Below are 23293 nucleotides of genomic sequence, written 5' to 3' on the forward strand. Positions count from 1 at the left end.
ACCTAGCGCAGATAGATCACGCCACCCTTCATCACAAACTTCACCGACTTCGTCACCGCGATATCCTTCATCGGATTACCCGGCACGGCGATAATGTCCGCGAAGTAGCCAGCCTTCAACTGACCAATCTCCGCATCCCACCCCAACAACTTCGCGCCATTCAAAACATCCGCCTGCAACACCGCCAGTGGAGCCATCCCATACTGCACCATCAGCTCAAGCTCTCGCGCCTGCGTTCCGTGCGGAAACGGCCCGACATCGCTGCCCACCGCCATCGGCACACCCGCGGCAAGCTGCTTCTTGAACTCCTCCGCATGAATCGCCTGCAGCTTGCGTTCTCTCACTGCTCCCTCAGGCGTGGAAGCATGATCCGCGAAGTACTCCGTGATGGTGAAGGTCGGCACCGCGTAGATGCCCCTGACCTTCATCGCCGCCATGGTCGCGTCGCTCAATTGGTACGCATGGTCGACCGAAACAACGCCCGCCGCCACCGCATATCCCGTCCCCGGCTCGCCCGTCGCATGAACCGCAACGTGCGTTCCCTGCCGCGCCGTCTCGCTGATCGCCGCCTCAAGCTGAGCCGTCGTGTACTGATACGGCGTATGAAACTTCCCGCCTGAGTCTGAGTCCTTGCCCGTCTCGTAGATCTTGATGAAGTCCGCGCCACCCTTCAGCTCTTCACGAATCACGCGCACCAGGTCATCCGCAGAATCGGCATACGTCGCGTTCGACATCACCTTCTGCTCCGGGTTGAACCCGATCGCATCTTCATGCCCACCTGTGATGCTGATCGCATTCCCGCTCACTCGCATCCGCGGCCCCGGAATCATCCCCGAGTTAATCGCGTCGCGCACAGCCGAGTCCGCTGAACCAGCGCCCTCTGTGCCCATATCGCGCTCCGCCGTGAAACCCGCCATCAGGTCAGCCTTCGCGGCGCTCGCGGCGATCAAAGTCCGCTTAGGAACGCTCTCCTCCACTGTTTGCAAATCTTCGTCGCCGGGATGCAGGAAGAGATGAACATGCGCATCGATCAACCCTGGCATCAGCGTCTCGTCGCCCAGGTCGATCACCTCGGCTCCATCCGGCCGCGCCACCTTCATGCCAACCTCAACGATCCTGTCGCCCCGCACCAGGATCTCGCCCGGAGTCGTGACCGTTCCAGTTGCAACATCCAGCAAACGCGCCGCATGGAGCACCACCACCTGCTTCGGCTCAGCAAGCTGCGCATAAGAGCTTGCCCCGATAAGACCGAAAGCCATCACCGTAAAAACTGTCTTCATATCTGTCCCAACCCCCAATAGATACGTCATCTCGACCGAGCGAAGCGAAGAAACCCCGCGTTTCGCTTTTGATCCCTTACTTCACCGGATGCCAATCCAGCCGCTTCCCTGTCAGGCTCTGATACACCATCGCCACAAACCCATCCCCATCCACCCGATTCGTCGCATCCTGCGCATCAAACTCTTTTGTCGGATGGCTCGCCATGATCTCTTCCAGCGTCTTGCCCGAAGCGACACCCGCAGCCACCCGATCGCGGACCGTCTGGATCATCTCGCGATACGCCCGTAGTTGCTGCTTCGTCGCCACCGGCCCATGCCCCGGAACTACCTGCGTCTTGTCGTCGATCGTCGCGAGCACCTCGTCGATTACCGGCAGATATCCGTCCACCTTCCCGCCTACTCCAACATCGATATACGGAAAGAGATTGTTCACGAAGATGTCTCCCATGTGCACCACGTTCGCTTTGTGGAAGTACACAATCGTATCGCCATCCGTGTGCGATGGCTGATTGTGAAACAGCGTGACCTCTTCGCCATTGAACTCCAGCGTCAACCGGCGATCGTACGTCAACGTCGGCAACTCGGCCGCTGGCGACGGAGGCGTCGTGCTTCCCCAGAATGCGCTATGCAGCGTCTCCGTCATCCGCTTGCGGCAGTTCTCCTGCGCGATCACCACGGCACCATCTTTCGCGAACGCGCCGTTCCCGCCGCTGTGGTCGGAGTGATAGTGCGTATCGATCACATACCGCACCGGCGCCATGCCCATCTCATGCAGCGCCGCTTTCAGCTTCGGCGCAACCTCCGCGAACGACGGGTCGACCAGCAGCGCGCCATCGATCCCGATGGAAGCGACCGTGTTCCCTCCCGACCCATGAAGCAGGTAGAGATTCGGCGCAAGCTCCCGCGAATCCATCTTGAGGTTCGCCCAGTCGGTCGAGAATCCATCAGCTACGCGCACCTGCGCGCACGCCGGAACCGCAAACAGCAGAGCCGCGAGAAGAAGATTTTTCATCGTGCAAGCAGAATACAGTGAAGCGCTACTCGAACACCGGCGTTAGCAGCCGCACCAGTTGCTCCGGCTCCGCCAGAAAGGCATCGTGCCCATGCACCGACGCCATCTCGCGATAGTCGCACCGTGCACCAGCTGCACGGATAATCGCCGCCATCGAACGTATATCCTCTGGCGGAAACAGCCAGTCCGTCGAGATGCCAACCAGCGTCAAGTGGGCCGTGATCCTGCTATAAGCGACAAACGGCGACTCATGCCCGCGCACCGGATCGAAGGTATCCATCGTCCGAGTAATCGCGATGTAAGAGTTCGCATCGAACCGGGGGTTGAATTTTTCACCCTGATGGTCGAGATACCCCGCCACATCGAACCGTCCGTTCTGCCCGGCTGATGTCGAGATCCAGGGATTCTCCTCGCCGTGTCTATTTGGCTTGCGGTTGAACCTCTGCTCAAACAGCGGCACCGACTTATAGCTGATGATCCCCAACGCCCGCGCCAGCGCCAGCCCGCCCTCTGGCTGAGGCCCGTCGCCGTAGTAGCCGCCCTTCCACGCCGGGTCGAGCATGATCGCCTGCCGCTGCAGATGATTCAGCCCCAGCCCCATAGCCCCCAGCGGAGCGACGCCAATGCTGATCGCCCTGGCCACACGCTCCGGAAACAGGATCGCCCACTCCAGCACCTGCATCCCGCCAATCGACGCGCCAATCGCAAGCTTCAGGCGGGCTATGCCTAACGACTCGATCAGCTTCGCTTCGACTCGCACCATGTCGCGGATGTTGATCAGCGGAAACGTCGGCCCGTACACCTCGCCCGTCGCCGGGTCGATCGACTGCGGCCCGGTCGACCCGTAGCAAGAGCCAAAGATATTGATCCCAATCACGCAGTCACGCTCAAGATCGAGCAGACCTCCAGGCAGAAAAAGCTGCGGCCACCACTCGGCCACCTGTGCCGAGCCCGACAGCGCATGGCACACCAGCACCGCGTTATCCCGAGCAGCATTCAGCCGCCCGTACACCGCATAGTGCAGCGTCGGGTTCACAAGCTCTTCGCCACTCTCCAGTGGGAGGACTTCGTGCAACACGAAGTCCCCCTCGAAGCTCGGCTTAGGTATTTCAAAGTTAGAACCGCTCGTCATTTTGCCGCGAGTTCCAGTTCCTTCTCCGACGCCGCACTGTTCGCCGCCGCAATCGCCTGGTCGAGGTCCGCAATAATGTCGCGAACATCCTCAATCCCGATCGAGAGCCGCACCAGCTCCGGCACCACGCCGGTCGCCGCCTGCTCTTCGACCGTAAGCTGCGAGTGCGTCGTCGAAGCCGGGTGAATCACCAGCGACTTGGCGTCGCCAATGTTCGCCACATGCGAGAAGAGCTTCAACGCGTTGATCACCTTCTTGCCCGCCTCGTAGCCGCCCTTGATTCCGAAGGTCACAAGAGCGCTCTGTCCATCGGGCAGATACTTCTTCGAGCGCTCGTAAAACTTGCTCGACTCAAGCCCCGGATAGTTCACCCAGGCAACACCCTCGTGCCCTTCAAGATGCTTCGCCACCGCCAACGCGTTCTGCGAGTGCCGCTCCATCCGCAGATGCAGCGTCTCCGCGCCCTGCAGCAGCAGGAACGAGCTGAACGGCGACATCGCCGCTCCGGTGTCGCGCAGCCCCTGCACCCGCGCCTTCAGGATGAACGCCAGCGGCCCGAACGCATCCGCGTACACCAGCCCGTGATACGAAGGATCACCTTCAGTAAACTCGGTGAACCGCCCCGAAGCCTTCCAATCGAACTTGCCCGCATCGACGATCACGCCGCCAATAGTCGTCCCATGCCCACCAATAAACTTCGTCGCGGAGTTGATCACAATGTCCGCGCCCCATTCGATCGGGCGCACCAGCGCGGGCGACGCCGACGTATTGTCGATCACCAGAGGCAGCCCATGCTCATGCGCAATCGCGGCCAGCTTCTCGATGTCCACGACGTCCAGCTTCGGATTGCCGAGCGTCTCGGTATAGATCGCCTTCGTCTTCGAGTTGATCGCCGCGCGCAGCCCCTCAAAATCATCGGCATCCACAAAGCGCACCGTGATGCCCTGCCGCGGTAGCGTGTAGTGGAAGAGGTTGTACGTCCCGCCATACAGCGATGTAGTCGAAACAATCTCATCGCCCGCGCTCGCCAGCGTCTGGATCACCAGCGTCTCCGCAGCCTGCCCCGAAGCCGTCGCCAGGCCCGCGACACCACCCTCAAGCGCGGCAATCCGCTTCTCAAAGACGTCGGTCGTCGGGTTCATCAGCCGCGTGTAGATGTTGCCAAACTCCTGTAACCCGAAGAGTCGCGCCGCATGGTCGGAGTCATCGAAGAGATAGGATGTCGTTTGATAGATCGGTACAGCCCGAGCGTGGGTCGCGCTATCCGCCACCTGACCACCATGAACCGCTAACGTCGCAAACTGCTGCTTGGGTGTTTCCTCTGCCATAAGCCGCTCCTCATCTCCATTCAGTTATGAATCATGATCTTGTGCCGCGTGGATAGTGCGTCGACTCTATCTTGCGTGTCTCAACTAAGACAGAAATCTACCGGGAAAATGAATGGCCCACCATCCTCTGGGATCGTGGGCCGCCTGGAAACTTCGTCGTCTGCCTCTAGCGCATTCGACCATTCCGGCGTTCGCCCACAGGGCCACAACACATGCACATGCGCATGTTCTTCGGCCCAAAGAAAGCGATGCTGGAAGTCATCGGAGAAGTATGCTCCGGAATGTCGCCCGAATGCAACTCACGCTAAATGGTTATCCGCTATTTATGTCGGCTTCACACTTCCGTCGGTCACCCGGCTCACAAATGGCATCAAACCCTATGTCTCGTCGCTCCATGTTGCTGTAAGTCACGAAGACAATGGAGGTTCCATGCTCAAACTCGAAACTTTACGTTACGCCGCTCCCCTAATGCTGGCGGCAACGACTCTTACAGCCACCGCCCAGCATCACCATAACGACGACTTCTATCGCGGCGTTCACAATGGAGGTCGCGGCGGCTACTACGATCGTGGCCACGATCATCACTACGACGATCGGTACGATCGCAATCGCGGCGGTATCGGCCCCGGCAAAGGTGCCCTCATCGGAGCAGGCGGCGGTGCAGTCCTCGGCGCTCTGCTTGGCGGCGGCGTGAAGGGCACCATCATCGGCGGAGCAGCCGGGGCAGGCATCGGCGCAATCGCAGGACAGGCCGCTCAGAACCACCGCGACCGTGGCTACTACCGCTAAATCCTCGCCTCACGTCCTAAACCGACATTCACTTCAGAAAGGCTCGAAATGAAATTCAGCGCAGCGCTCCGGACATCTGCTCTCATCCTTGGACTGGCAGCATCCACCCTCGCCACACCCTCGTTCGCTCAGACTCCAGCCGCATCGACCGACACCGCCGCCAGCCCATGGACCACGGAGCAACTCCTCACCAGCACCGTTCACGATGCCTGGGTCCTTAGCGGCAAAGATGAGAACAAGTTCTTCGACATGGTCAAGGTACTCATCGAGATGTCTGAGCAGAAACGCGGCATCGATCTGCCCGACTCTGTCGAAACCGGCACACGTCTTGGCAACAACATCAAGCGCCTCGCCAAGCTCGACACCGACCAGCTTCTCTATGCCGTAGTCGACAAGGCCGTCATGCAGGCCGCCCACTCAAAGCCCGTACCCGCGGGCACTCGCTCGAAGGCCGCAGCCGCGCCGGCTCAGCAATAAACTCTTCGCTTGAACGCTACGGACGAGGGTCCAAACCTACCCTCGTTCGTAGTGAAAGTGGAGTTCCTGCTCGCTGGGTACTGGGGTGCCATTTCTGGTCGCCGGGTTATAGGTCCATTGACGAACTGCAGCAATCACTTGGCTATCGACCGAATTGCCCAAACCTTTGAGCAGCTTCAGTTCCGATATCTTGCCATGCTCGTCGATCACCGCGTTCAGCACCACATCTCCCTGCGTGCCATGCGGAAGAGTTGAGAGATCGGGCGTCGGTCGCGGAAAATATTTCAGCATCGCGATGTTGATGTCACCATCGCCGAGCCCTGCTGTGGCCGAGCTTCCTACTCCCTGTTCCGTACTCGGAGCCGCCGACTTCTCCGGAGCCGGTTTCGCCGCAGGAGCATGTTTTATCACCGCGAGCTTCGGCATCTCGAGCGACTTGGAAGCCAGATCAGTTACGGCGTGCTCTGGGCTGCCGGCTGCGTAGTAAGTCAGAAGCTGGCTCCCGTGAGCCGTGCCAGGCAGTTTGTAAGGCGTTATCTTCGGTGCGCGATGAAAGAACCCCACCGCGACGAGCAGGACAACAGCATGGACGCCTATTGATACAGCGTTCTGCCGCAGACGAAACCGGTCACTGCCTCCAACCACCTCTGCCAGATCATCCATCGCTCGCCCTCTTGGCTCGTTAGTGAGACTCGTCTTGCGTCCGTTTGATGCTCTCAAATTTTCGCCAACTACCCAGTCTTCTCGCTCAACTCCGCCCACCGCGCATAAAGCCCGTCGGCAGCTTCCTGAGCCTTATCCATCTCTGCAAGCGCAGCCGTCAGCCTTATCGGATCAACCGCTACGGCGTTATCTTCAAGCATCTCCCGAGCGGCCTGAAGCCGATCTTCGGCAGCTTCTACAGCCGCTTCGATCCCCGCATACTCCCGTGCCTCAAGATAGCTCAGGTTCTTCTTCCCACCACTCGCAGGCGCGGCAACCGGAGCAGCCGAAACCGCAGTCCCCGTCGCACCTGGAGCGATCGAAGCGGCGATAATCTCTTCGCCCTTGATTCCCTTACCCTGCTCCCACTGCGAGTAGTCGGCGAATCGTTCGGCCCCGCCTCGCCCATCCAGTCCCAACACAATCGTCGACACCCGATCGAGCATGTACCGATCATGCGTCACCAGCACTAGAGCGCCCGTGTACTCGAGCAGGCTCTCTTCAAGAATCTCCAGCGTTGCAATGTCGAGATCGTTCGTAGGCTCGTCCAGCAGCAAAAGGTCGGCCGGCTCAAGCATCAGCTTCGCGATCAAAACCCGGGCGCGCTCGCCACCCGAGAGCCGCGATACCGGCTGGTTCAACTGCTCGCTCGTGAAAAGGAACTTCGTCGCATAGCTCGCCACGTGAACGACGCGGCCTTGATACACAACCGAGTCCGAGTCCGGTGCCAGCGCCCGGCGCAAGGTGATGTCCTCTTCCAACTCCCGAGTCTGCGAGAAGTACACAATCTTCAAGGATGACGCGAGCTTGATCTCGCCCGATGCCGGCTTCAATTCGCCAGTGAGTAGCCGCAGCAGCGTAGTCTTCCCGCTTCCATTCGGCCCGACCAGGCCAACGCGCATCCCGGACGTAATCAGGAAGTTCAGCCCCTCGACGATCTTCCGGGCGTTGGCACCTTCTCCGAGAACAACCGAAACGTCCTCGAACTCCACAAGCCGCTTCGTCTGCCGCTCGGTCGCCGCAAATTCGATCCCCGCGCTCGAGGTCTGCGTCCGTTGATTCACGTCCTTCAACTGACCGATCAGATCGTTCGCGCTGTCGATGCGCGCCTTGCTCTTCGTCGTCCGCGCCTTCGGCCCGCGCCGCAGCCAGTCGGTCTCGATCTTCACCCGATTCTTCAGCGCGTCCTGCAGCTTGGACTGCGCCTCCAAATACTGCTCCTTGCCCTCAAGAAACTTCGAATAGCTTCCCTTCACGCGCAGCAGCCCATCCGCATACACGCGGTTCAACTCGACCATCTCCTCTGCCGTGTTCTCAAGAAAATACCGGTCGTGCGAGACCATCACCACCGCCGACTCTGTCTCCTTGATCACCTGTTCGAGCCACGCAATCCCCGCCAGATCAAGATGGTTCGTAGGCTCGTCGAGCAGCAAAACGTCTGGCTTCGTCACGATCGCCTCGGCTATAGCAAGCCTCTTCCGCCACCCTCCCGAGAGCCTCGCAGCCTCGGCCTCAAGCGAAGGAAATCCCGTCCGCCCGGAGGTCTCCCGCAGCCGCCCCTCGCGCTCCGCCTCGGGAATCCCGGCCGCAACTAACGCTCGCTCGAGCACATCCCGCACCGTCAGCTTGTCGGCAAACACCGACTCCTGCTGCACATATCCCACGCGCGCCCGCTTGCGCACGGCTACATCACCCGAATCCGCGTCCTCATCCCCGGCTAGCACCTTCAGCAGCGTGCTCTTGCCCGCGCCATTCGGCCCGATCAGGCCGATGTGGTCACCGTCCGAAACGGTAAAAGAGATGTCGTGAAAGAGGGGCGTAGCGCCAAAGGCCTTGGTCAGCCCCTGCGCATTAAGGATTGGTGGCATTTCTCCAGTTTACCGGCTAGAAGCTACTCGTCCTAATTGAAGACACTAACGGCTTCCTACCCGCTCCGTTTGTCATTCCCGAAGGGAATCTGCTTTTCGCCGGTGACACCCCATGCTGCTTCGCACTTCACTGCACATTCATACTGGTTGTAAACTCCCTCTATGACCGATTCGAACGATTTCATCCCCAAACCCGGCGCAATCAAGATCGGCGGCCTCGGCCGCAAGGCGCAGAAGCTGCAGGCCCTCCGCGACAAGGCAGCCCAGGGCAAGACCGGAGCGAAGCCTCTGAACGCCGCCTCCACCAACATGAAGGCAAAGGACTCCTTCGCCAACACCAAGAAGACCACCTTCCAGCGCAAGGCTGTGTAGGTGTGAAGACGACGGACTTCCGCTGGCCATTTCTGATCATTCTTGCTGGTGTGATCTTGATCGGAAACCTCGCAGAGCCGGCGAGTCTGGGTCTAACATCGGAGTGGTCTGACGGCACTTACCGTTTTGCTGGAGGAACTGCTCCTTGGGCATTGGCGTCATCGGTAGTGATTGGTATTCTCTATTCTTTGCTCATGGTGGCATCCTCGGCAAAGACGCTTAATCCGTTGCCCGGAATCTTTCAGAGATGGCTGGCGTTCTGGATCGATTTCGTTTTTGCCATCATGATGGTTGCGCCAATCTTCGGCGTGATCCCGTGCATCCGTGAGTGGCGGCGAACGGGAATATTTGAATGGTCTTTTGAAAGAAACTTTTCCGCAGCGGGCGACGGTTGGGTGATGGCACTTACCTTCCTGCTGTCCTTCACCGGAATACTCGTCTACTGGGCATTTCCCCTAATGCACGGAAGGCCTTCACCTGGATCATCCATTCTCGGATATCAAATTACGGTTTCCGACGAAAACCCAATGACGTTCAGAAGGGCCTTTCTACGAACCGTAGTTGGAATCGTGGCCGCGTGCGCGCCCTACCTTGCGCCATTTATCAAGCGAGATCGAAAACGAAGACAGTTTTGGCTTGACGCAGTCTTTGGAACCTATGCAGTTCGTCTTAAGTAGCCCGCAACAAACAGTCCCTAATCCAAATCAAAATCCCGAAGCGGCCTCTCCGTAAGCGGCGACTCCTTCGCCTTCTTCACCGCCTCGGCAAACTTCTTCGCCAGCACATCATCCTTGTTCTTCTCCGCGTCCACCGACTGCCGGAACAAGCTCTCGCGCCTCTGGTCACTCTCGCGCAGCGCCTTCGCCGCCTCGCCAAAATCTTCGAACATCTTCTTCTTCGGCGCGGAGGTATGCGCAATGATCGCCCGGCTCACCGGGTCGATCTTCAAAATCCCACCGCAATCCGGACAACTTACCTCAAAAGCCTCGTCTTTCAATCCGTCGCTCAATCCCATCGCATTGCCCTCGGCAACATTCTAATCGTCAGCGTGGAGACACAGCTTTCGGCCGCACGAACGCGAAGATAACAGCCAGCAATGGCGGCGCAAGCAGCACTCCCCAGAACGGAATCACGATCCCCAGCACGATCGGCCCGAAGAATGCCGCCCACCACGGCACCCGCGTCGTCCGGTGCAGGATGTACGGCCCGATCACCAGGCCTTCGAGTACCGCTATCAGCCCATAGAGTCCCAGCACGAAACCCAGCCGATACTCGTCGTGCCCGCTGAATGCGACCGCCAACACCGGCCCAATCACCGCAATCATCCCGCCATAAGTCGGAATGAACTGTAGCAACGCTCCAAACAGAGCCCACAGCGGCGCAAACGCCACGCCGATCAGCTCCAGCCCAGCAAACCAGATCCCGCCCACAATCAGCGCATCGAGCGTCGTCGCCCGCCACCATCCCATCAACGCCGTGCCCGCAGTTTTTATATGCGAGTTATCCATACATTCTTGGATGCCAACTCCCTTCAACCGCTCCGCATCTGACCGTCAGTACAAGAAAAAAACTGGAGACATAATCATGGCAGTCATGATGCAGGCCTTCTTCTGGGATTGCCCGAAGATCGATGATCAGGAACACAACTGGTGGAACCACGTCGCCTCCAAGGTCGAAGACCTGAGCAAGGCCGGGATCAATTCACTTTGGCTGCCGCCTGTCTCGAAGGCCGCCAGCAACACGTCCATGGGCTATGACCCTTACGACTACTTCGACCTCGGCGACTTCGATCAGAAGGGCGGCACCAAGACCTGGTACGGCAGCGGCGATGAACTGAAGGCGCTGATCGCCAAGGCCCACGCCAACGGCCTCGGCCTCTACGCCGACATGGTCATCAACCACAACTCCGGTGCCGACGAAGAAGAGGTAAATCCGCTCGACGGCGAGACCCGCTGGACCAAGTTCAACCCGAAGAGCGGCCGCTTTCCCCGCGACTGGAACTGCTTCCACCCCAGCCGCTACGAGCACGTGATGATGGAGGGCGAAAACTTTGCCGGATTCCCTCACCTCTGCCACCGCAACCCGCATGTCTACGCGGCGATGTTTGAATACTCCCGCATGCTCATTGAAGAGCTCGGATTCGATGGATTCCGCTTCGACTTCGTCAAGGGTTTCGGGGCATGGATCATCGGCATCCTGTCGAAGTATCGGTACGTCAAGGACGGTAAGGAGTTCACTCCCTGGGTCGTCGGCGAATATTGGTCAGGTGATCAGGACATCGACGCATGGCTGGAGAAGGTCAACAGCTACACCGACACCCAGATCTCCGCCTTCGACTTCCCTCTTCGCTATCAGCTCAAGAAGGTCTGCGACCAGCCCAACTACGATCTCCGCAACCTCACCTACGGCGAAAACATCGTGATGAAGCGGCCTCTGCACGCCGCAACCTTCGTCGACAACCACGACATGGGCGGTGACGAGATCGTGAACGACAAGTTGCTCGCATACTCCTTCATCATGGTGCATGAGGGCTACCCGAGCGTCTTCTGGTACGACTACTACAACAACGGCCTCGCCCGTCCGCTCACCCCTAACGGCATTGACGCTCTCATCCAGGCACACCACAAGTACGCCGGCGGAGACTCCGAGATCCTGCACGCCGACCCCGACCTCTATATCATGCAGCGCCATGGGTGGAAGGATGACACCACCGACCAGGCAGGCCTCGTCTACGTCCTCAACAACCTCGGCGACAAGTGGTCCGGAACCTCGGTCAAGACGAAGTGGGCCAACCAGAAGTTCGCCCCTATCGCGTGGGACGGCCACGGCCTTTACGGCGCGGTAGCCCATCCCGACGAACGCACGACAGACGCCGACGGCAACGCCGAGTTCCCCGCCCCGCCGCGCGGATACTGCATCTACGCCCCGGTCTTCTAGTCCCGGCTTCAAAGTCGAATCCGTCGAAGACTCAGTGCATCGCTCCAATGTACCCTGGGTCTTCGGAGGATCGGCTCGTGACTTCTCTACTCGCATCCTTCAAAGCCCAGCGAGCCTGATCACTCAGGCGCTCCGCTCATCAGTGTTCTGTTTCGACGCATCAGCAACACGAGAGCTCGCCTGATGTAGAGAGCAAGTACCGGCATCGTAACGATTGCCATAATCCCCCATACAACCAGAGCGTGCCACTCCCATTGCCAAATCTCGTGAAAGAGTCGCAACGGATGACGGCTGAGATGCTCGAGCTGGCTTCTGCTGAGCGGCAGTCGATGCGTGTGAAAAAGATAGACTCCCAACTCGATGAATGGAAGAAACAGCAAAAGGTGTAGCGGGGCCACCGCGTGTACGCCAATTTGAGATGCGATCTGGTTGAGACCAAAGACCCAGGCAAGCATGATGACCAGCAGCGTAGTGAGTCCAACGGATGGGTTAATGCCGACGACGACGCCAAAGGCGAGACTCCACGCCAGCCGACGTGGCGTCACTCCGCCTCGCAGTTGACGTAGCAACGGACGCAACATCCTGCAGCGGCAAAATTCGCGTACGGTTTCTGGCACAAGCATCACTCATAATCTGATGCGGAATCGGTGTCTTTCGCCGATACCGTATTCGGGTCTATATCAGGGAACACCCTGATATTCTGACAGTATGAAATTCGGCGTTCTCGTCTTCCCTGGCTCCAACTGCGACCACGACACCTTCAACGTCATCGAAAGCCACGTCGGCCGACCCGTCAGCTTCCTATGGCACGCCTCTGAAGACCTCGAAGGCTGCGACGCGATCCTCGTCCCCGGCGGATTCGCCTATGGCGACTATCTCCGCACCGGGGCTATCGCCAGCTTCGCCCACATCATGCAACCGGTAAAGAAGTTCGCCGCGAACGGCGGCCTCGTCCTAGGCATCTGCAACGGCTTCCAGATCCTCTGCGAGTCTGGCCTGCTCCCCGGCGCGCTGATGCGCAACGCCAACCAGCACTACATCTGCAAGCAGGTCCATCTCCGAACGGAGACTGTGACCTCGCCGTTTACAAATAGCCTCGCCCCCGGCCAGATCCTCAAGATGCCCATCGGCCACATGGAAGGCAACTACTTCTGCGACGACTCTACCCTCGCCGAACTGAGATCGCAGAATCGCATCGCCTTTCGCTACGCCAGCACATCAGGCGAGATCACGCCTGAATCCAATCCTAACGGCTCGCTTGAGAACATCGCCGGCATCCTCAGCGAAGGCAAGAACGTCCTTGGCATGATGCCCCACCCGGACCGCTCCAGCGAGACACTCCTCGGCTCCGCCGACGGCCTCATCCTCTTCAAGGCCATGGCCGAAGCACTCGCAGCGACCGCATAGACCAAGCGCTTTTCCGATCAGGCGGACCGCGACTCGACCATCAAGACAGTAGCGGTCCGCTTGCGCTTGGAGGCGTACATCTGGTGATCTGCGTGGAGCTTCAGCTCCTCGGTTGTCTGGCCGTGATCCGGATATCTCGCGAAGCCCAGGCTTGCCGATCCCACCACAAGTCGTCCCTCGATCGAAAACGGATGGTCGAAACACTTCTCGAGGCGGGATAAAACCGTCTCGGAGTTTTCATAGGACGAGTCCGAAGGCATGATCAAAAGAAACTCATCTCCACCGATGCGGGCAAGTGTGTCACTCTGCCGCTTCGCCGCGAGCAGTCGAGCGCTGATCTGTTGCAGATAGATATCGCCTATGCGGTGGCCATATTGGTCGTTCACTTCTTTGAAACGGTCGACGTCGATATAAATCACTGCGACTCTGCTGCTGTTGAGGCGCGCCTCCTCGAGGGCGTCTTCGAACCGGCGATCACATAAGCGGCGGTTCGGAAGATCAGTCAAAGCATCATGGGTGGAATGATGTACCAGTGCACGATGAAGCAGGAGCTGGTTCACTGCCAGCTTTGCAATCTCGAACAGCATATCGAAGACTTCATGCCGGTCCGATGACGGCACGTAGCCGTCTCGTTCTGAGACAACGATCCAGCCGAGAACCTCTCCTTCGCTGCCGTGGAGATCCATCTTGTAAAGCTGCTTGGCAGGATTCGTCATGTTGATCGCCTGCGCCGGCCTGTCGGAGCCCTTTTCGTTGAAGAGGTAGGCGCATTCGACTCCGGGCAGAAGCGATACCACGGTATCGCAGATTACCGTGAGAAGCGCATCCGGAGTAGCACACGAATTGATCTTTTCGAGGATTCTGCTGCGCTCGCGCGCAATCGACATCGATCGTTGAATCCGGTTCGTCTGCACCACCAGGCGCTGCCTCAGAAGGAGAGCCCAACCGGCGATCAGAATCGCCACGCCCAGGAACACCGCCAGCAACTCCAGAAGATGGCGCACGGTCCACCATGAAGGCTGCGCAACTAGAAGAGCATCCGCTCCGGAACGCATCTCGATGCGAAAGAGGTTGGGATTGCGGAACGGACCTCCCGCAACAATCCTACAGATTCCCGTCACCTGCACGCGGCTGCCCTGGAGGAAGGTTGGAAGTCGGCCATTTTCAAGAATCGCGCTCACAAGATGTCCGTCTACATCGACGACCAGCGTCTCCGAGCTCGCTCCCTGCAACTGCGAAACGACCTTACCCGACATCGAGATGAGATTGTCGCTGAAAAAGCCGCCGAAGGCCTGCGAATAAGTCACCGTCTGAGGCGTCAGCTTTTCGGAGAATCCAGTCTTGATGATGGAAGCTTCCACCAGGCTCGGAGCGTACTCGCGGTCGCTGGCGAATCCAAAAGCGTCCACCACGTCGCCGACGGCCAGTGGAGAGGTTTGCCGCGTTTGGACATAGATGCTCTTGCCTTGATGTTCCAGGACGGCAGAGTCGCCCTTCTTATAGAAAGTGACGGTCCCACGAACTCGCAGCCGGTTCGACGTATCGTCCACCTTCCGCGACGGAAAGACTTCATCGATATCGGTCAGAGCAAGGTCTTCCAGCTTCTTTGCGGGCGGCTTGAGAACCTTGATCGAATCCGCCGACGGGATATACAGCATCAGGCCGGTCAACTGGTTTTTGGCATCGAACGCTCCGCCAGCGACACCTGTCATCTCCACCGTCGCGTCGAGAAGCGACTCCGGATTATTTCCAAATGACGGGTCCAGATAGACCTCTACCTCGCCTCCCGCCATCGCGACATCCAGGTGAACCGAAGGTCCGGGATGAAGCGATATCTCGTGCGTCTCGATGTCCTGCGCCCGGACAATGCCGCGAAAGGTTACCAGAAGGCAGTCGCCGTCACCTGCGGCCAGCTTCGAGTAACTCAGTTCCGGAGCCGGATACGATTTGCCGCGGCCCGTTACCGTAATGACCGGGTCAAGAGCCATCTCGGTTCGAAAACTGCCGTGCGTGAACCCATCAAGCGTGACGGAGTCTCCCGTGCGAACAGGGTAGGTCTTGCTGGTATTGATATAGACGCCCCCGGACTCGTCCTGAAAGAACATCACGCCGTCCGAAGGATCGTAGTAAGTAATCATCCCGGAGAGATGAACCTTCGCAACCGGAGCGTCCGCTGGTCGGCTATGCACCTGAGCAGCAGCCAGGAGAATGGTCGGATCAGATACTACTTCCTGCCCAAACGATGAAAGCGATGCCGGGCTAAACCAGATCATCAACGCCAGGGAGGACGCCAGTAAAAGCCGCAATCGCCGGGATTTGAAGAACCAAGAGGGACTGATCAGAAACCGAGTCTCTGGCACGTTGTCAAACGAGTTGGGCGCCTTGGCCATTTAATTTCTCAAAACAACCAGTTGGCGTGGAACAGCCAATGACCGTGACCGTCAGGCCCACCACTGCCGTGGTCATAGTGCAGCTTAAACTCTAACCGCTTAAAATCAGCGGTTGAGTACAACTATTGGGTCACATCGTGGCACGAATCCGGCCTGGTCGCCCGTCCACCCCGCGAAGGATCGGACCGGCCCAGGAGTGCTACCCTTAGTTCCAATGGTCGACATCCACCATCACCTCCTCTCCGGCCTAGACGATGGCGCTCGTGACTTCGAAACCTCGGTCGAGATGGCCCGCATGGCCGTAGCCGAAGGCATTACTCACGTTGTCTGCACCCCGCACGCCAACGGCGAGTACGAGTTCAATCCCGCAATCAATCGCCAGAAGACGGCTGAGCTTCAAAACACCCTTGCGGAGCAAGGCATCCCTCTGACCCTGGGCCTCGGCTGCGACTTCCACCTCTCCTTTGACAACATCGAGGCCGCGCTCAAGGACCACACCCCCTACAGCATCAACGGCAACGGCTACCTTCTCGTTGAGCTCCCCGAATTCGGTCTCCCCAAGGGACTCACCCAGACCTACTACGAGCTCCGCCTCGCCAACGCCACCCCTATCCTCACCCACCCCGAGCGCAACCAGACCCTGCAGGCTGATCCAAAGCGCATGGAAGGCTGGCTGCGCGGCGGCCTCCTCGTCCAGGTCACGGCAGACTCCGTTCTCGGAAGGATGGGCAAGCGCGCCGAACAGATGGCGCACAAGTTCCTCGCCAACCGTTGGGTCCACTTCCTCGCCACTGACGCCCACAGCATGCGCGGCCGCCCACCCCGCATTCGCGAAGCCTACGATCTCGTCGCAAAGAAATACGGCCAGGCCTACGCCGACCTCATCTGCACCACCAACCCCACCGCAGTCTTCAACGGCCACCCCCTGCCCGAGCAGGAAGAGCCGCTGAACCTCTACGGAGACAATGATCAAAGATCAAGCTGGTGGAGCAGGCTCTTGGGAAAGTAGATCTTTGCGCCGGTTCGCCCCACCCTTTTGCCTGTCATTCCTCTTTTGTTTGTCATTCCCGCAGGGAATCTGCTTCTGCTCCCGCCCAACTCTCACGCAGCCGCAATATGCCGCGTCAACCCATCCTGCTCCCGCCGCGACTCCGCCCCAATCGTGAACGCGTCCAGCACTCCCGTCCCCAGCGCGTAACGAATCGCCTCAGCCGGCTTATCCCGCAGATCGCCCTGCCCGAGAATCTTCATCCCAACAATGCCCTTGCCCTGTTCCCGCATCTGCTTGATCACCGGGATCACCGCCTCCGGCCGAGCATCCATGTGCGAGCCAATCGGATTCAGCCGCACCAGATCGACCTCAACCCAGGGCGATGCCGCCGCCGCCTTCAGCGCCGAAAAGCTGTGGCACGACACTCCATGCGCCCGGATGATTCCCTTCTGCTTTGCCTCCGAAAGCACGTCCATCACTCCGCGATAGCGCGTCGTCCAGTCCGCCTCCGTCACGCAGTGAACCAGCACCACATCGATATAGTCCACACCAAGCTCCCGCCGGAACCGGTCAAGATCTTCTCGCACTCCTGCAGGATCACGCGTGTCAGTTTTGGTCAGCACCGTCACCTTGTCGCGTGGAAGCTGTTTCAGAGCCGACGCAACATAAGGATGGCTCCCATACGAGTCCGCCGCATCGAAGAATCGCAAACCATTGTCGTGATAACCGTCGAGAAGCAACCGCGTCAGCGGAGCCATTCCCATCTGCGTCTGATTCGACCGGCCACCATATCCGACCGTTCCAGTGCCCATCGCAAGCCGGCTAGTCCGGATGCCGGTCTTACCCAGCACAACCTCGTCGCTCGCTTTGAACTTGTTCGGCAGCGGCTCGGGCTCGAACAGCGCCGCACGGGCAACGGCTGAACTACCCAGGATAGCTGCGCCCAAACCTTGGGCCGACCTGCTAAGAAAGTCTCTTCTCCGCATGACACGATCTCCTTGCGGTGTAGGATACGCCCGATCGTCGCGCAGTTGGAGAATCGAAGTTCAACTTTTGTTTGGACGCATCCCCGAAGATCGCATAAATTCTCCCTATGCGCCGCCTCACAATCCTCCTCTGCAGCGCCCTGCTGTGCGCCCAGGCCCAATCTCCCTCCAGTAAGAAGCCCTACACTCCAGACATCCCCAAAGTCTGGGACGACGCCGCCATGGCCTCCATCGAACTCCCCCGCGCCGCCAAGGTCGATGTCCGCCCGCTCTCGAGTGCCTACTACTACACCATCCCCGAGCGCACGCTCTGGAAGCCTATCCCGTCTACGCTCCCGGCAAGGAGCCCAAGGGCTACTACGAGTGGCTGCAACAGCAGGATCCGCAGCAGGCCGTCGACTTCGACAAACTGAAGACCGAGGAGGACTGGATCAAGGCCGGTTCCATCGTCTTCGACTCCGCCAATACCTACAGCAACCCGGTCAAGAGCTTCATGCCGGTGCGCGACCCCGGCTGGTGGCAGGCCGTAAATCCTCCCACCACGCCCGAAGGCATCATCCCGTTCGAAAGTTACGTCATCCGCGAAAAGGGCAAGGTCGAGGTCGCCACGGACGCTTGCGCCGAGTGCCACACCCGCGTGATGGCGGACGGCAAAGTCATTCGCGGAGCACAAGGAAACGTCCCCTTCGCGCAGATGTTCGCCTATGCCATACGCAATGTTCCAGAGAAGACGCCCGCCGCGCCCTTCAACGATGTCTTCTACGCCGCACCCTGGATCAAACCAGATCCATCGCTTCCACTCGGCGGAGGTGGCATCAAGCCTTTCCACGACCATCTCGCCTCTCTTCCGCAAGGTGTCAATCCCCGCCAGGGCACCAGTCTCCTCTATCCCATCCAGATCCCCGACCTCATCGGCGTCAAAGATCGTCTCTACCTCGACCGCACCGGCCTCGAACAGAACCGCAACATCGCAGACCTGATGCGCTACGACGCCATCAACAACTTCATCCAGGAGATCACCAGCTACGACGGCTTTATCCCCAATAACGATCCCGGCGATGCCAAGCTGCCCGACGCCAAGACCCAGTCGCGCGACAGCGATCGCGCCCTCTACGCTCTGGCCATGTATCTCTACTCACTGAAGCCGCCACCGAACCCCAACAAGTTCGATGCGCTCGCTGCCAAAGGGCAGAAGGTCTTCGCCCGTGAAGGCTGCCCGAAGTGCCACACCCCGCCGCTCTACACCAACAACATGCTCACGCCAGTCGAGGGCTTCAAAGTCACGGACGAGGCGAAGGCAAACTATCGCATCATGCCCATAGTCGTCGGCACCGATCCCTACAATGCCCTGAACACTCGCCGAGGCACCGGCTTCTACAAGGTGCCATCGCTAACAGGCGTCTGGTATCGCGGCCCATTCGGCCACAATGGAGAGGCCGCCACACTCGAAGATTGGTTCGACATCCACCGCCTCGACGATAAATACGTTCGCACCGGCTATCGCGGCTACAACCTGAAGAGCAGTGCAGTGCCTGGACACGAGTACGGGCTGGATACCTCAACCGAAGACAAACAAGCGCTGATCGCATTCTTGAAATCTCTGTAGCTCAAGACTGTAACTTGAACCAGGCTGCTAAAGCACCTAGACAGCCCACAACTATCCATACGGCTGCCCTGATCCATCCGCTGGAAAACTCATTGCCCGTGTTTCTCTTAGGATGCTTAGGGTCATAACTTACTTCGAAGGTGTGCCCAATCTTTCGTGGCGAATTCGCCTTATAGCTTCCGTAGAGCGTATGCCCGTTAGCCTTATAGGAAAACGAAACGATATATGTTGGGAAATCGCCTTGCCCAAGGTTCGTTCTGTTGCCTGGTAAGCTTGAAAGCAGCGTTTGCCTGCAGCCAGTAATCGTCGCTATTGCGACTACCCATTCAGGCTTCGACCGTGCCATAAACCTGCTCACCCGCTGCGAGCTTACAGCCCCAGCCCACCATCCACCGCGATCAGCTGCCCCGTAATAAAGTGCGGCGCGGTCGCGAAGAACAACACCGCCGCAGCCACATCCTCCGCCGAGCCATTCCGCTGCATCGGCGTCTTCCGCGCAAACTCCTCGTATCCCGCACCGACCTCGCCCTGCACAATCATCCCCGGAGCAACGCAGTTCACACTGATCTCCGGTGCCCACGCCTTCGCCATCGTCTGCGAGAGCATGTGCAGCGCCGCCTTCGACGTGCAGTAGTGCCCATGTGTCGCCCACGGATGCAGCCCGCCCAGTGAGCCGATATTCACGATCCGCCCACTCGCCTCACGCAGAGCTGGATGTGCTGCCTGCGCCACCAGAAACGGCGCACGCGTATTGACCTCGAACATCCTGTCCCACGCTTCGACCGAGATATCTTCCAGCGCCACCGACTCGAAGGTCCCGGCATTGTTCACCAGAATATCCAGCCGCCCAAACTCCTCGATCACCGCACCGACACTCTGCTTCACGTCCTCGGGGTCGCGCAACTCGCAGCGCACCGCCATCGCCTGAACATCCAGCGCCGAAAGATCACGCACTGTCTCTTCCGCAGCCGCCTGCGAGCCTCCAAAGGTGATCGCCACACTCGCTCCCGCACGCGCGAGCGTCAGAGCGATCTCCCGCCCGATCCTCTTCGCGCCGCCGGTCACGAGCACGGTCTTGCCTGCCAACGGTCTGCTCATCGTCTCTCTTACTTGCCGCTACAGGTTGGGCTTGGTCTCAGGCACCGGCGGAGTCTTCGACTCCGCATCAGGCGTAGCGGCCGGAGTTACGCTCGCAGGAGGAGGAGTTGTAGGCCGCACCGGCTCCTGCACCCCCGGCTTGCGCTCGGAAGCTTTGCCGGAGTTATCCACATACGCCGAGACCTGTGCGCGCGGGCGCAGCATCTTGATGCTGATTGCTTTGGTCGCGCTGTCGACCATGTAGTCTTCCGCAAACGTAGCAAACCCACCCGCAATCACCTGTACCCGCAGCTTGCTGCCGGTAGGGATGACATCGATGGCAGCCTTGCCGTCTGGCCCGGTCTTGATCTCCAAATTGCCTTCGTCCTTGCCGTCCTTCTCCGGGTTGAAGATGACGGCGGCGTTCGGAATGGGTTTGCCATTGTTTGCCCGGACCACCTCGACCTCAATATGAGAGGTCTCCGGCGGAGACTTATATTTGCGTCCACGCGAATGATCCTGGGCAAAAGCGTTCGAGGCGACGGAGGCGAAGGTGACGCAAAACAGGGCTGAAAGACGCAGATATCGACGTAACAACATGCAGCGATTCTACTCTGCGGATGCGCCGTACGAAACTGTGCCGCCGGCCTGAGTGCCTACAGGGAGGAGTAAGGGGCTGCCCTGGTAGACCTGCGCGTCTTTCACTCACATTTCACAGAGCCGTATTGACACGCCCCTTGGCCATAGCCTATCGTTAGCAGTCGAAGGGTAAGAGTGCTAACGCCTCCTCCCTACTCACGACTTCGATCTACGGGCATTCGCCTTGGTCGTCCCCAGGAACCAGCAGCTCGCGCGTCTCGAATCTATCGATTCGCGCCTAAAGAATGAAGGAGATACGAGTTATGGCAGCATCATCATTCACACCGCTTCACGATCGCATCCTGGTAAAGCGCGTTGAAGAGGGCGAGAGCATCCGCGGCGGCATCATCATCCCGGACTCCGCTAAAGAGAAGCCGCAAGAGGGTAAGGTTATCTCCGTCGGCAAGGGCAAGTCGAACGACGAGGGCAAGACCTTCCCGCTCGATGTCAAGGCTGGCGACAGCATCCTCTTCGGTAAGTACTCCGGCACCGAGATCAAGCTCGACGGCGAAGAGTTCCTCATCATGCGCGAAGAAGAAGTCCTCGGCATCTTGAAGAAGTAAGCATCGCGCGTTCGACTCACAACGTAAAAACGTACAACCGACATTAGGAGCAACGAATCATGGCAAAGCAAATTCTGCACGGAGAAGATTCCCGCCAGGCGATCCTGCGCGGCGTCAACATCCTGGCCGACGCGGTCAAGGTGACCCTCGGACCAAAGGGCCGCAACGTCGTCATCGAGAAGAAGTTCGGTTCGCCGACCATCACCAAGGACGGCGTCACCGTTGCCAAGGAAATCGAGCTCGGCAACGCGCTTGAGAACATGGGCGCACAGATGGTTCGCGAAGTCGCTTCGAAGACCTCGGACGTTGCCGGCGACGGCACCACGACCGCAACCGTTCTCGCCCAGGCAATCTACCGCGAAGGCGTGAAGACCGTTGCCGCCGGTGCAAACCCGATGGCGCTGAAGCGCGGCATCGACAAGGCCGTCGAGGCCATCATCGGCAAGCGCGATGAGAACGGCGTCGTCGTTGGCGGAGCTCTCTCCACCTTCTCGAAGCCCGTCTCCGGCGAGATGATCGCCCAGGTTGGCACCATCTCCGCCAACTCTGACTCGCAGATCGGCACCATCATCGCCGAAGCGATGAAGAAGGTTGGCAAGGACGGCGTCATCACGGTTGAAGAGTCCCGCACCATGGAGACCCAGCTCGATGTCGTCGAAGGTATGCAGTTCGACCGCGGCTACCTCTCGCCCTACTTCGTCACCGACGCAGAGCGCATGGAAGCTGCCCTCGAAAACCCCTACATCCTCATCTACGAGAAGAAGATCTCTTCGATGAAGGACCTGCTTCCCCTGCTCGAACAGATCGCCCGCACCGCCAAGCCCCTCGTCATCATTGCTGAGGATGTAGACGGCGAAGCGCTCGCAACTCTCGTAGTCAACAAGCTCCGCGGAACGCTGAACGTCGCTGCCGTCAAGGCTCCGGGATTCGGCGATCGCCGCAAGGCCATGCTGCAGGACATTGCCATCCTCACCGGCGGCAAGGCCATCACCGAAGACCTCGGCATCAAGCTTGAGGGCGTCAAGATCGAAGATCTCGGCACCGCCAAGCGCGTCACCATCGACAAGGACAACACCACCATCGTCGACGGCGGCGGAGCGGACGAAGATATCTCCGGTCGTGTGAAGGAGATTCGCGCCCAGGTCGAGAAGACCACCTCTGACTACGATCGCGAGAAGCTCCAGGAGCGTCTTGCCAAGCTGGTTGGCGGCGTTGCTGTCATCAAGGTCGGAGCTGCAACCGAGACCGAGATGAAGGAGAAGAAGGCCCGCGTCGAAGATGCCATGCACGCAACCCGTGCGGCAGTCGAGGAAGGCATCGTCCCCGGCGGCGGCGTAGCGTTGATCCGCTGCACCCACGTTGTTGACGCTCTCATCAAGACGCTCGAAGGCGACGAGAAGATCGGCGCAGCCATCATCCGTCGCGCGATCGAAGAGCCGCTTCGCATGATCGTCTCGAACGCTGGCGAAGAGGGTGCAGTCGTCATCGGCAAGATCCACGATTCGAAGGACACCAACTTCGGCTACAACGCCGGAACCGGCGTCTACGAAGACCTGGTTGCCGCTGGCGTCATCGACCCGACGAAGGTAACGCGCACTGCATTGCAGAACGCGTCCTCCATCGCCGGCCTGATGCTCACCACCGAAGCCATGATCTCCGAGATCCCCGAGAAGAAGGAAGCGGGCGGCGGCGGTCACAACCACGGCGGCGGCGGCATGGACGGCATGTACTAAGCCT

General features: G+C 59.3%; 24 protein-coding genes. 11 read left to right on the forward strand and 13 right to left on the reverse strand.

Features of this window, described 5'->3' with window-relative positions:
- Window positions 1–2: 2 nt before the first annotated feature.
- The 4 genes from HDF16_RS21780 to HDF16_RS21795 form a co-directional block, all read right to left on the reverse strand.
- Complete coding sequence (locus HDF16_RS21780) at window positions 3–1280, reverse strand: metal-dependent hydrolase family protein (protein ID WP_184221594.1); 1278 nt, start codon at window positions 1278–1280, stop codon at window positions 3–5.
- A 76-nt stretch (window positions 1281–1356) separates the two neighbouring features.
- Window positions 1357–2292: an MBL fold metallo-hydrolase gene (locus HDF16_RS21785; protein WP_184221596.1), complete on the reverse strand. Its 936-nt coding sequence runs from the start codon at window positions 2290–2292 to the stop codon at window positions 1357–1359.
- Window positions 2293–2317: 25 nt separating this feature from the next.
- Window positions 2318–3424 carry a homoserine O-acetyltransferase MetX gene (gene metX, locus HDF16_RS21790; RefSeq protein WP_184221598.1) on the reverse strand — a complete coding sequence of 369 codons (1107 nt, stop codon included), beginning with the start codon at window positions 3422–3424 and terminating at the stop codon, window positions 2318–2320.
- Window positions 3421–4752 carry a homocysteine synthase gene (locus HDF16_RS21795; protein WP_184221600.1) on the reverse strand — a complete coding sequence of 444 codons (1332 nt, stop codon included), beginning with the start codon at window positions 4750–4752 and terminating at the stop codon, window positions 3421–3423. The genes metX and HDF16_RS21795 overlap by 4 nt, the downstream gene beginning before the upstream one ends.
- A gap of 429 nt (window positions 4753–5181) precedes the next feature.
- Between HDF16_RS21795 and HDF16_RS21800 the strand changes: the two genes are divergently transcribed.
- Window positions 5182–5541, forward strand: coding sequence for a hypothetical protein (locus HDF16_RS21800; RefSeq protein WP_184221601.1), 360 nt, complete (start codon window positions 5182–5184; stop codon window positions 5539–5541).
- A gap of 48 nt (window positions 5542–5589) precedes the next feature.
- A complete protein-coding gene (locus HDF16_RS21805) occupies window positions 5590–6018 on the forward strand; it encodes a hypothetical protein (protein WP_184221603.1) in 429 nt (142 codons plus the stop codon).
- A gap of 36 nt (window positions 6019–6054) precedes the next feature.
- Here the strand turns inward: HDF16_RS21805 and HDF16_RS21810 are convergent, their stop codons facing one another.
- A complete protein-coding gene (locus HDF16_RS21810) occupies window positions 6055–6681 on the reverse strand; it encodes an energy transducer TonB (protein ID WP_184221605.1) in 627 nt (208 codons plus the stop codon).
- 68 nt (window positions 6682–6749) lie between these two features.
- Window positions 6750–8588 (reverse strand): ABC-F family ATP-binding cassette domain-containing protein, encoded by a 1839-nt coding sequence (locus HDF16_RS21815; protein ID WP_184221607.1) that lies wholly within the window; start codon window positions 8586–8588, stop codon window positions 6750–6752.
- A 162-nt stretch (window positions 8589–8750) separates the two neighbouring features.
- Here HDF16_RS21815 and HDF16_RS21820 point away from each other — a divergent pair, with 162 nt between their 5' ends.
- Entirely contained in the window at window positions 8751–8960 is a 210-nt protein-coding gene (locus tag HDF16_RS21820) for a hypothetical protein (protein WP_184221609.1), read from the forward strand.
- A 2-nt stretch (window positions 8961–8962) separates the two neighbouring features.
- Window positions 8963–9637, forward strand: coding sequence for an RDD family protein (locus tag HDF16_RS30840; protein WP_184221611.1), 675 nt, complete (start codon window positions 8963–8965; stop codon window positions 9635–9637).
- Between the two features lie 17 nt (window positions 9638–9654).
- Here the strand turns inward: HDF16_RS30840 and HDF16_RS21830 are convergent, their stop codons facing one another.
- Window positions 9655–9975: a hypothetical protein gene (locus HDF16_RS21830; protein ID WP_184221613.1), complete on the reverse strand. Its 321-nt coding sequence runs from the start codon at window positions 9973–9975 to the stop codon at window positions 9655–9657.
- Window positions 9976–10003: 28 nt separating this feature from the next.
- On the reverse strand, window positions 10004–10468 hold the full coding sequence (locus tag HDF16_RS21835; RefSeq protein WP_184221615.1) for an AI-2E family transporter: 465 nt from the start codon (window positions 10466–10468) through the stop codon (window positions 10004–10006).
- Window positions 10469–10544: 76 nt separating this feature from the next.
- Between HDF16_RS21835 and HDF16_RS21840 the strand changes: the two genes are divergently transcribed.
- Window positions 10545–11897 (forward strand): alpha-amylase domain-containing protein, encoded by a 1353-nt coding sequence (locus HDF16_RS21840; protein ID WP_184221617.1) that lies wholly within the window; start codon window positions 10545–10547, stop codon window positions 11895–11897.
- 119 nt (window positions 11898–12016) lie between these two features.
- Here the strand turns inward: HDF16_RS21840 and HDF16_RS21845 are convergent, their stop codons facing one another.
- Complete coding sequence (locus HDF16_RS21845; protein WP_184221619.1) at window positions 12017–12520, reverse strand: DUF2062 domain-containing protein; 504 nt, start codon at window positions 12518–12520, stop codon at window positions 12017–12019.
- Window positions 12521–12605: 85 nt separating this feature from the next.
- On the opposite strand from HDF16_RS21845, the gene purQ reads away from it, so the two are divergent.
- The gene (gene purQ, locus HDF16_RS21850) at window positions 12606–13304 is read left to right on the forward strand and encodes a phosphoribosylformylglycinamidine synthase subunit PurQ (RefSeq protein WP_184221621.1); all 699 of its coding nucleotides are present in this window, start codon (window positions 12606–12608) and stop codon (window positions 13302–13304) included.
- A gap of 17 nt (window positions 13305–13321) precedes the next feature.
- Here purQ and HDF16_RS21855 read toward each other — a convergent pair whose 3' ends face one another.
- Window positions 13322–15694: a GGDEF domain-containing protein gene (locus HDF16_RS21855; protein ID WP_221312997.1), complete on the reverse strand. Its 2373-nt coding sequence runs from the start codon at window positions 15692–15694 to the stop codon at window positions 13322–13324.
- A gap of 112 nt (window positions 15695–15806) precedes the next feature.
- Between HDF16_RS21855 and HDF16_RS21860 the strand changes: the two genes are divergently transcribed.
- Window positions 15807–16703, forward strand: coding sequence for a tyrosine-protein phosphatase (locus HDF16_RS21860; protein WP_246409631.1), 897 nt, complete (start codon window positions 15807–15809; stop codon window positions 16701–16703).
- 92 nt (window positions 16704–16795) lie between these two features.
- On the opposite strand, the gene HDF16_RS21865 is transcribed toward HDF16_RS21860, so the two are convergent.
- Entirely contained in the window at window positions 16796–17671 is an 876-nt protein-coding gene (locus HDF16_RS21865) for an aldo/keto reductase (RefSeq protein ID WP_184221625.1), read from the reverse strand.
- Window positions 17672–17778: 107 nt separating this feature from the next.
- On the opposite strand from HDF16_RS21865, the gene HDF16_RS21870 reads away from it, so the two are divergent.
- Window positions 17779–18084 (forward strand): hypothetical protein, encoded by a 306-nt coding sequence (locus tag HDF16_RS21870; RefSeq protein ID WP_184221627.1) that lies wholly within the window; start codon window positions 17779–17781, stop codon window positions 18082–18084.
- Between the two features lie 80 nt (window positions 18085–18164).
- The gene (locus HDF16_RS21875) at window positions 18165–19277 is read left to right on the forward strand and encodes a hypothetical protein (protein ID WP_184221629.1); all 1113 of its coding nucleotides are present in this window, start codon (window positions 18165–18167) and stop codon (window positions 19275–19277) included.
- A gap of 369 nt (window positions 19278–19646) precedes the next feature.
- On the opposite strand, the gene HDF16_RS21880 is transcribed toward HDF16_RS21875, so the two are convergent.
- Window positions 19647–20375, reverse strand: coding sequence for an SDR family NAD(P)-dependent oxidoreductase (locus HDF16_RS21880; RefSeq protein ID WP_184221631.1), 729 nt, complete (start codon window positions 20373–20375; stop codon window positions 19647–19649).
- 18 nt (window positions 20376–20393) lie between these two features.
- A complete protein-coding gene (locus tag HDF16_RS21885) occupies window positions 20394–20954 on the reverse strand; it encodes a carboxypeptidase-like regulatory domain-containing protein (RefSeq protein ID WP_184221633.1) in 561 nt (186 codons plus the stop codon).
- 302 nt (window positions 20955–21256) lie between these two features.
- On the opposite strand from HDF16_RS21885, the gene HDF16_RS21890 reads away from it, so the two are divergent.
- Window positions 21257–21556, forward strand: a complete 300-nt coding sequence (locus tag HDF16_RS21890; RefSeq protein WP_184221635.1) for a co-chaperone GroES — start codon at window positions 21257–21259, stop codon at window positions 21554–21556.
- A gap of 59 nt (window positions 21557–21615) precedes the next feature.
- Window positions 21616–23289 carry a chaperonin GroEL gene (gene groL / locus HDF16_RS21895; RefSeq protein ID WP_184221637.1) on the forward strand — a complete coding sequence of 558 codons (1674 nt, stop codon included), beginning with the start codon at window positions 21616–21618 and terminating at the stop codon, window positions 23287–23289.
- Window positions 23290–23293: the final 4 nt, after the last annotated feature.

Source organism: Granulicella aggregans, from assembly GCF_014203275.1.
Classification (GTDB): domain Bacteria; phylum Acidobacteriota; class Terriglobia; order Terriglobales; family Acidobacteriaceae; genus Edaphobacter.

Bases quoted from the DNA above. Each gene is read 5' to 3' on its own strand.
- HDF16_RS21780 (WP_184221594.1), bottom strand. From the start codon at position 1,280: ATGAAGACAGTTTTTACGGTGATGGCTTTCGGTCTTATCGGGGCAAGC.
- HDF16_RS21785 (WP_184221596.1), bottom strand. From the start codon at position 2,292: ATGAAAAATCTTCTTCTCGCGGCTCTGCTGTTTGCGGTTCCGGCGTGC.
- metX (WP_184221598.1), bottom strand. From the start codon at position 3,424: ATGACGAGCGGTTCTAACTTTGAAATACCTAAGCCGAGCTTCGAGGGG.
- HDF16_RS21795 (WP_184221600.1), bottom strand. From the start codon at position 4,752: ATGGCAGAGGAAACACCCAAGCAGCAGTTTGCGACGTTAGCGGTTCAT.
- HDF16_RS21800 (WP_184221601.1), top strand. From the start codon at position 5,182: ATGCTCAAACTCGAAACTTTACGTTACGCCGCTCCCCTAATGCTGGCG.
- HDF16_RS21805 (WP_184221603.1), top strand. From the start codon at position 5,590: ATGAAATTCAGCGCAGCGCTCCGGACATCTGCTCTCATCCTTGGACTG.
- HDF16_RS21810 (WP_184221605.1), bottom strand. From the start codon at position 6,681: ATGGATGATCTGGCAGAGGTGGTTGGAGGCAGTGACCGGTTTCGTCTG.
- HDF16_RS21815 (WP_184221607.1), bottom strand. From the start codon at position 8,588: ATGCCACCAATCCTTAATGCGCAGGGGCTGACCAAGGCCTTTGGCGCT.
- HDF16_RS21820 (WP_184221609.1), top strand. From the start codon at position 8,751: ATGACCGATTCGAACGATTTCATCCCCAAACCCGGCGCAATCAAGATC.
- HDF16_RS21830 (WP_184221613.1), bottom strand. From the start codon at position 9,975: ATGGGATTGAGCGACGGATTGAAAGACGAGGCTTTTGAGGTAAGTTGT.
- HDF16_RS21835 (WP_184221615.1), bottom strand. From the start codon at position 10,468: ATGGATAACTCGCATATAAAAACTGCGGGCACGGCGTTGATGGGATGG.
- HDF16_RS21840 (WP_184221617.1), top strand. From the start codon at position 10,545: ATGGCAGTCATGATGCAGGCCTTCTTCTGGGATTGCCCGAAGATCGAT.
- HDF16_RS21845 (WP_184221619.1), bottom strand. From the start codon at position 12,520: ATGCTTGTGCCAGAAACCGTACGCGAATTTTGCCGCTGCAGGATGTTG.
- purQ (WP_184221621.1), top strand. From the start codon at position 12,606: ATGAAATTCGGCGTTCTCGTCTTCCCTGGCTCCAACTGCGACCACGAC.
- HDF16_RS21855 (WP_221312997.1), bottom strand. From the start codon at position 15,694: ATGGCCAAGGCGCCCAACTCGTTTGACAACGTGCCAGAGACTCGGTTT.
- HDF16_RS21865 (WP_184221625.1), bottom strand. From the start codon at position 17,671: ATGCGGAGAAGAGACTTTCTTAGCAGGTCGGCCCAAGGTTTGGGCGCA.
- HDF16_RS21870 (WP_184221627.1), top strand. From the start codon at position 17,779: ATGCGCCGCCTCACAATCCTCCTCTGCAGCGCCCTGCTGTGCGCCCAG.
- HDF16_RS21875 (WP_184221629.1), top strand. From the start codon at position 18,165: ATGCCGGTGCGCGACCCCGGCTGGTGGCAGGCCGTAAATCCTCCCACC.
- HDF16_RS21880 (WP_184221631.1), bottom strand. From the start codon at position 20,375: ATGAGCAGACCGTTGGCAGGCAAGACCGTGCTCGTGACCGGCGGCGCG.
- HDF16_RS21885 (WP_184221633.1), bottom strand. From the start codon at position 20,954: ATGTTGTTACGTCGATATCTGCGTCTTTCAGCCCTGTTTTGCGTCACC.
- HDF16_RS21890 (WP_184221635.1), top strand. From the start codon at position 21,257: ATGGCAGCATCATCATTCACACCGCTTCACGATCGCATCCTGGTAAAG.
- groL (WP_184221637.1), top strand. From the start codon at position 21,616: ATGGCAAAGCAAATTCTGCACGGAGAAGATTCCCGCCAGGCGATCCTG.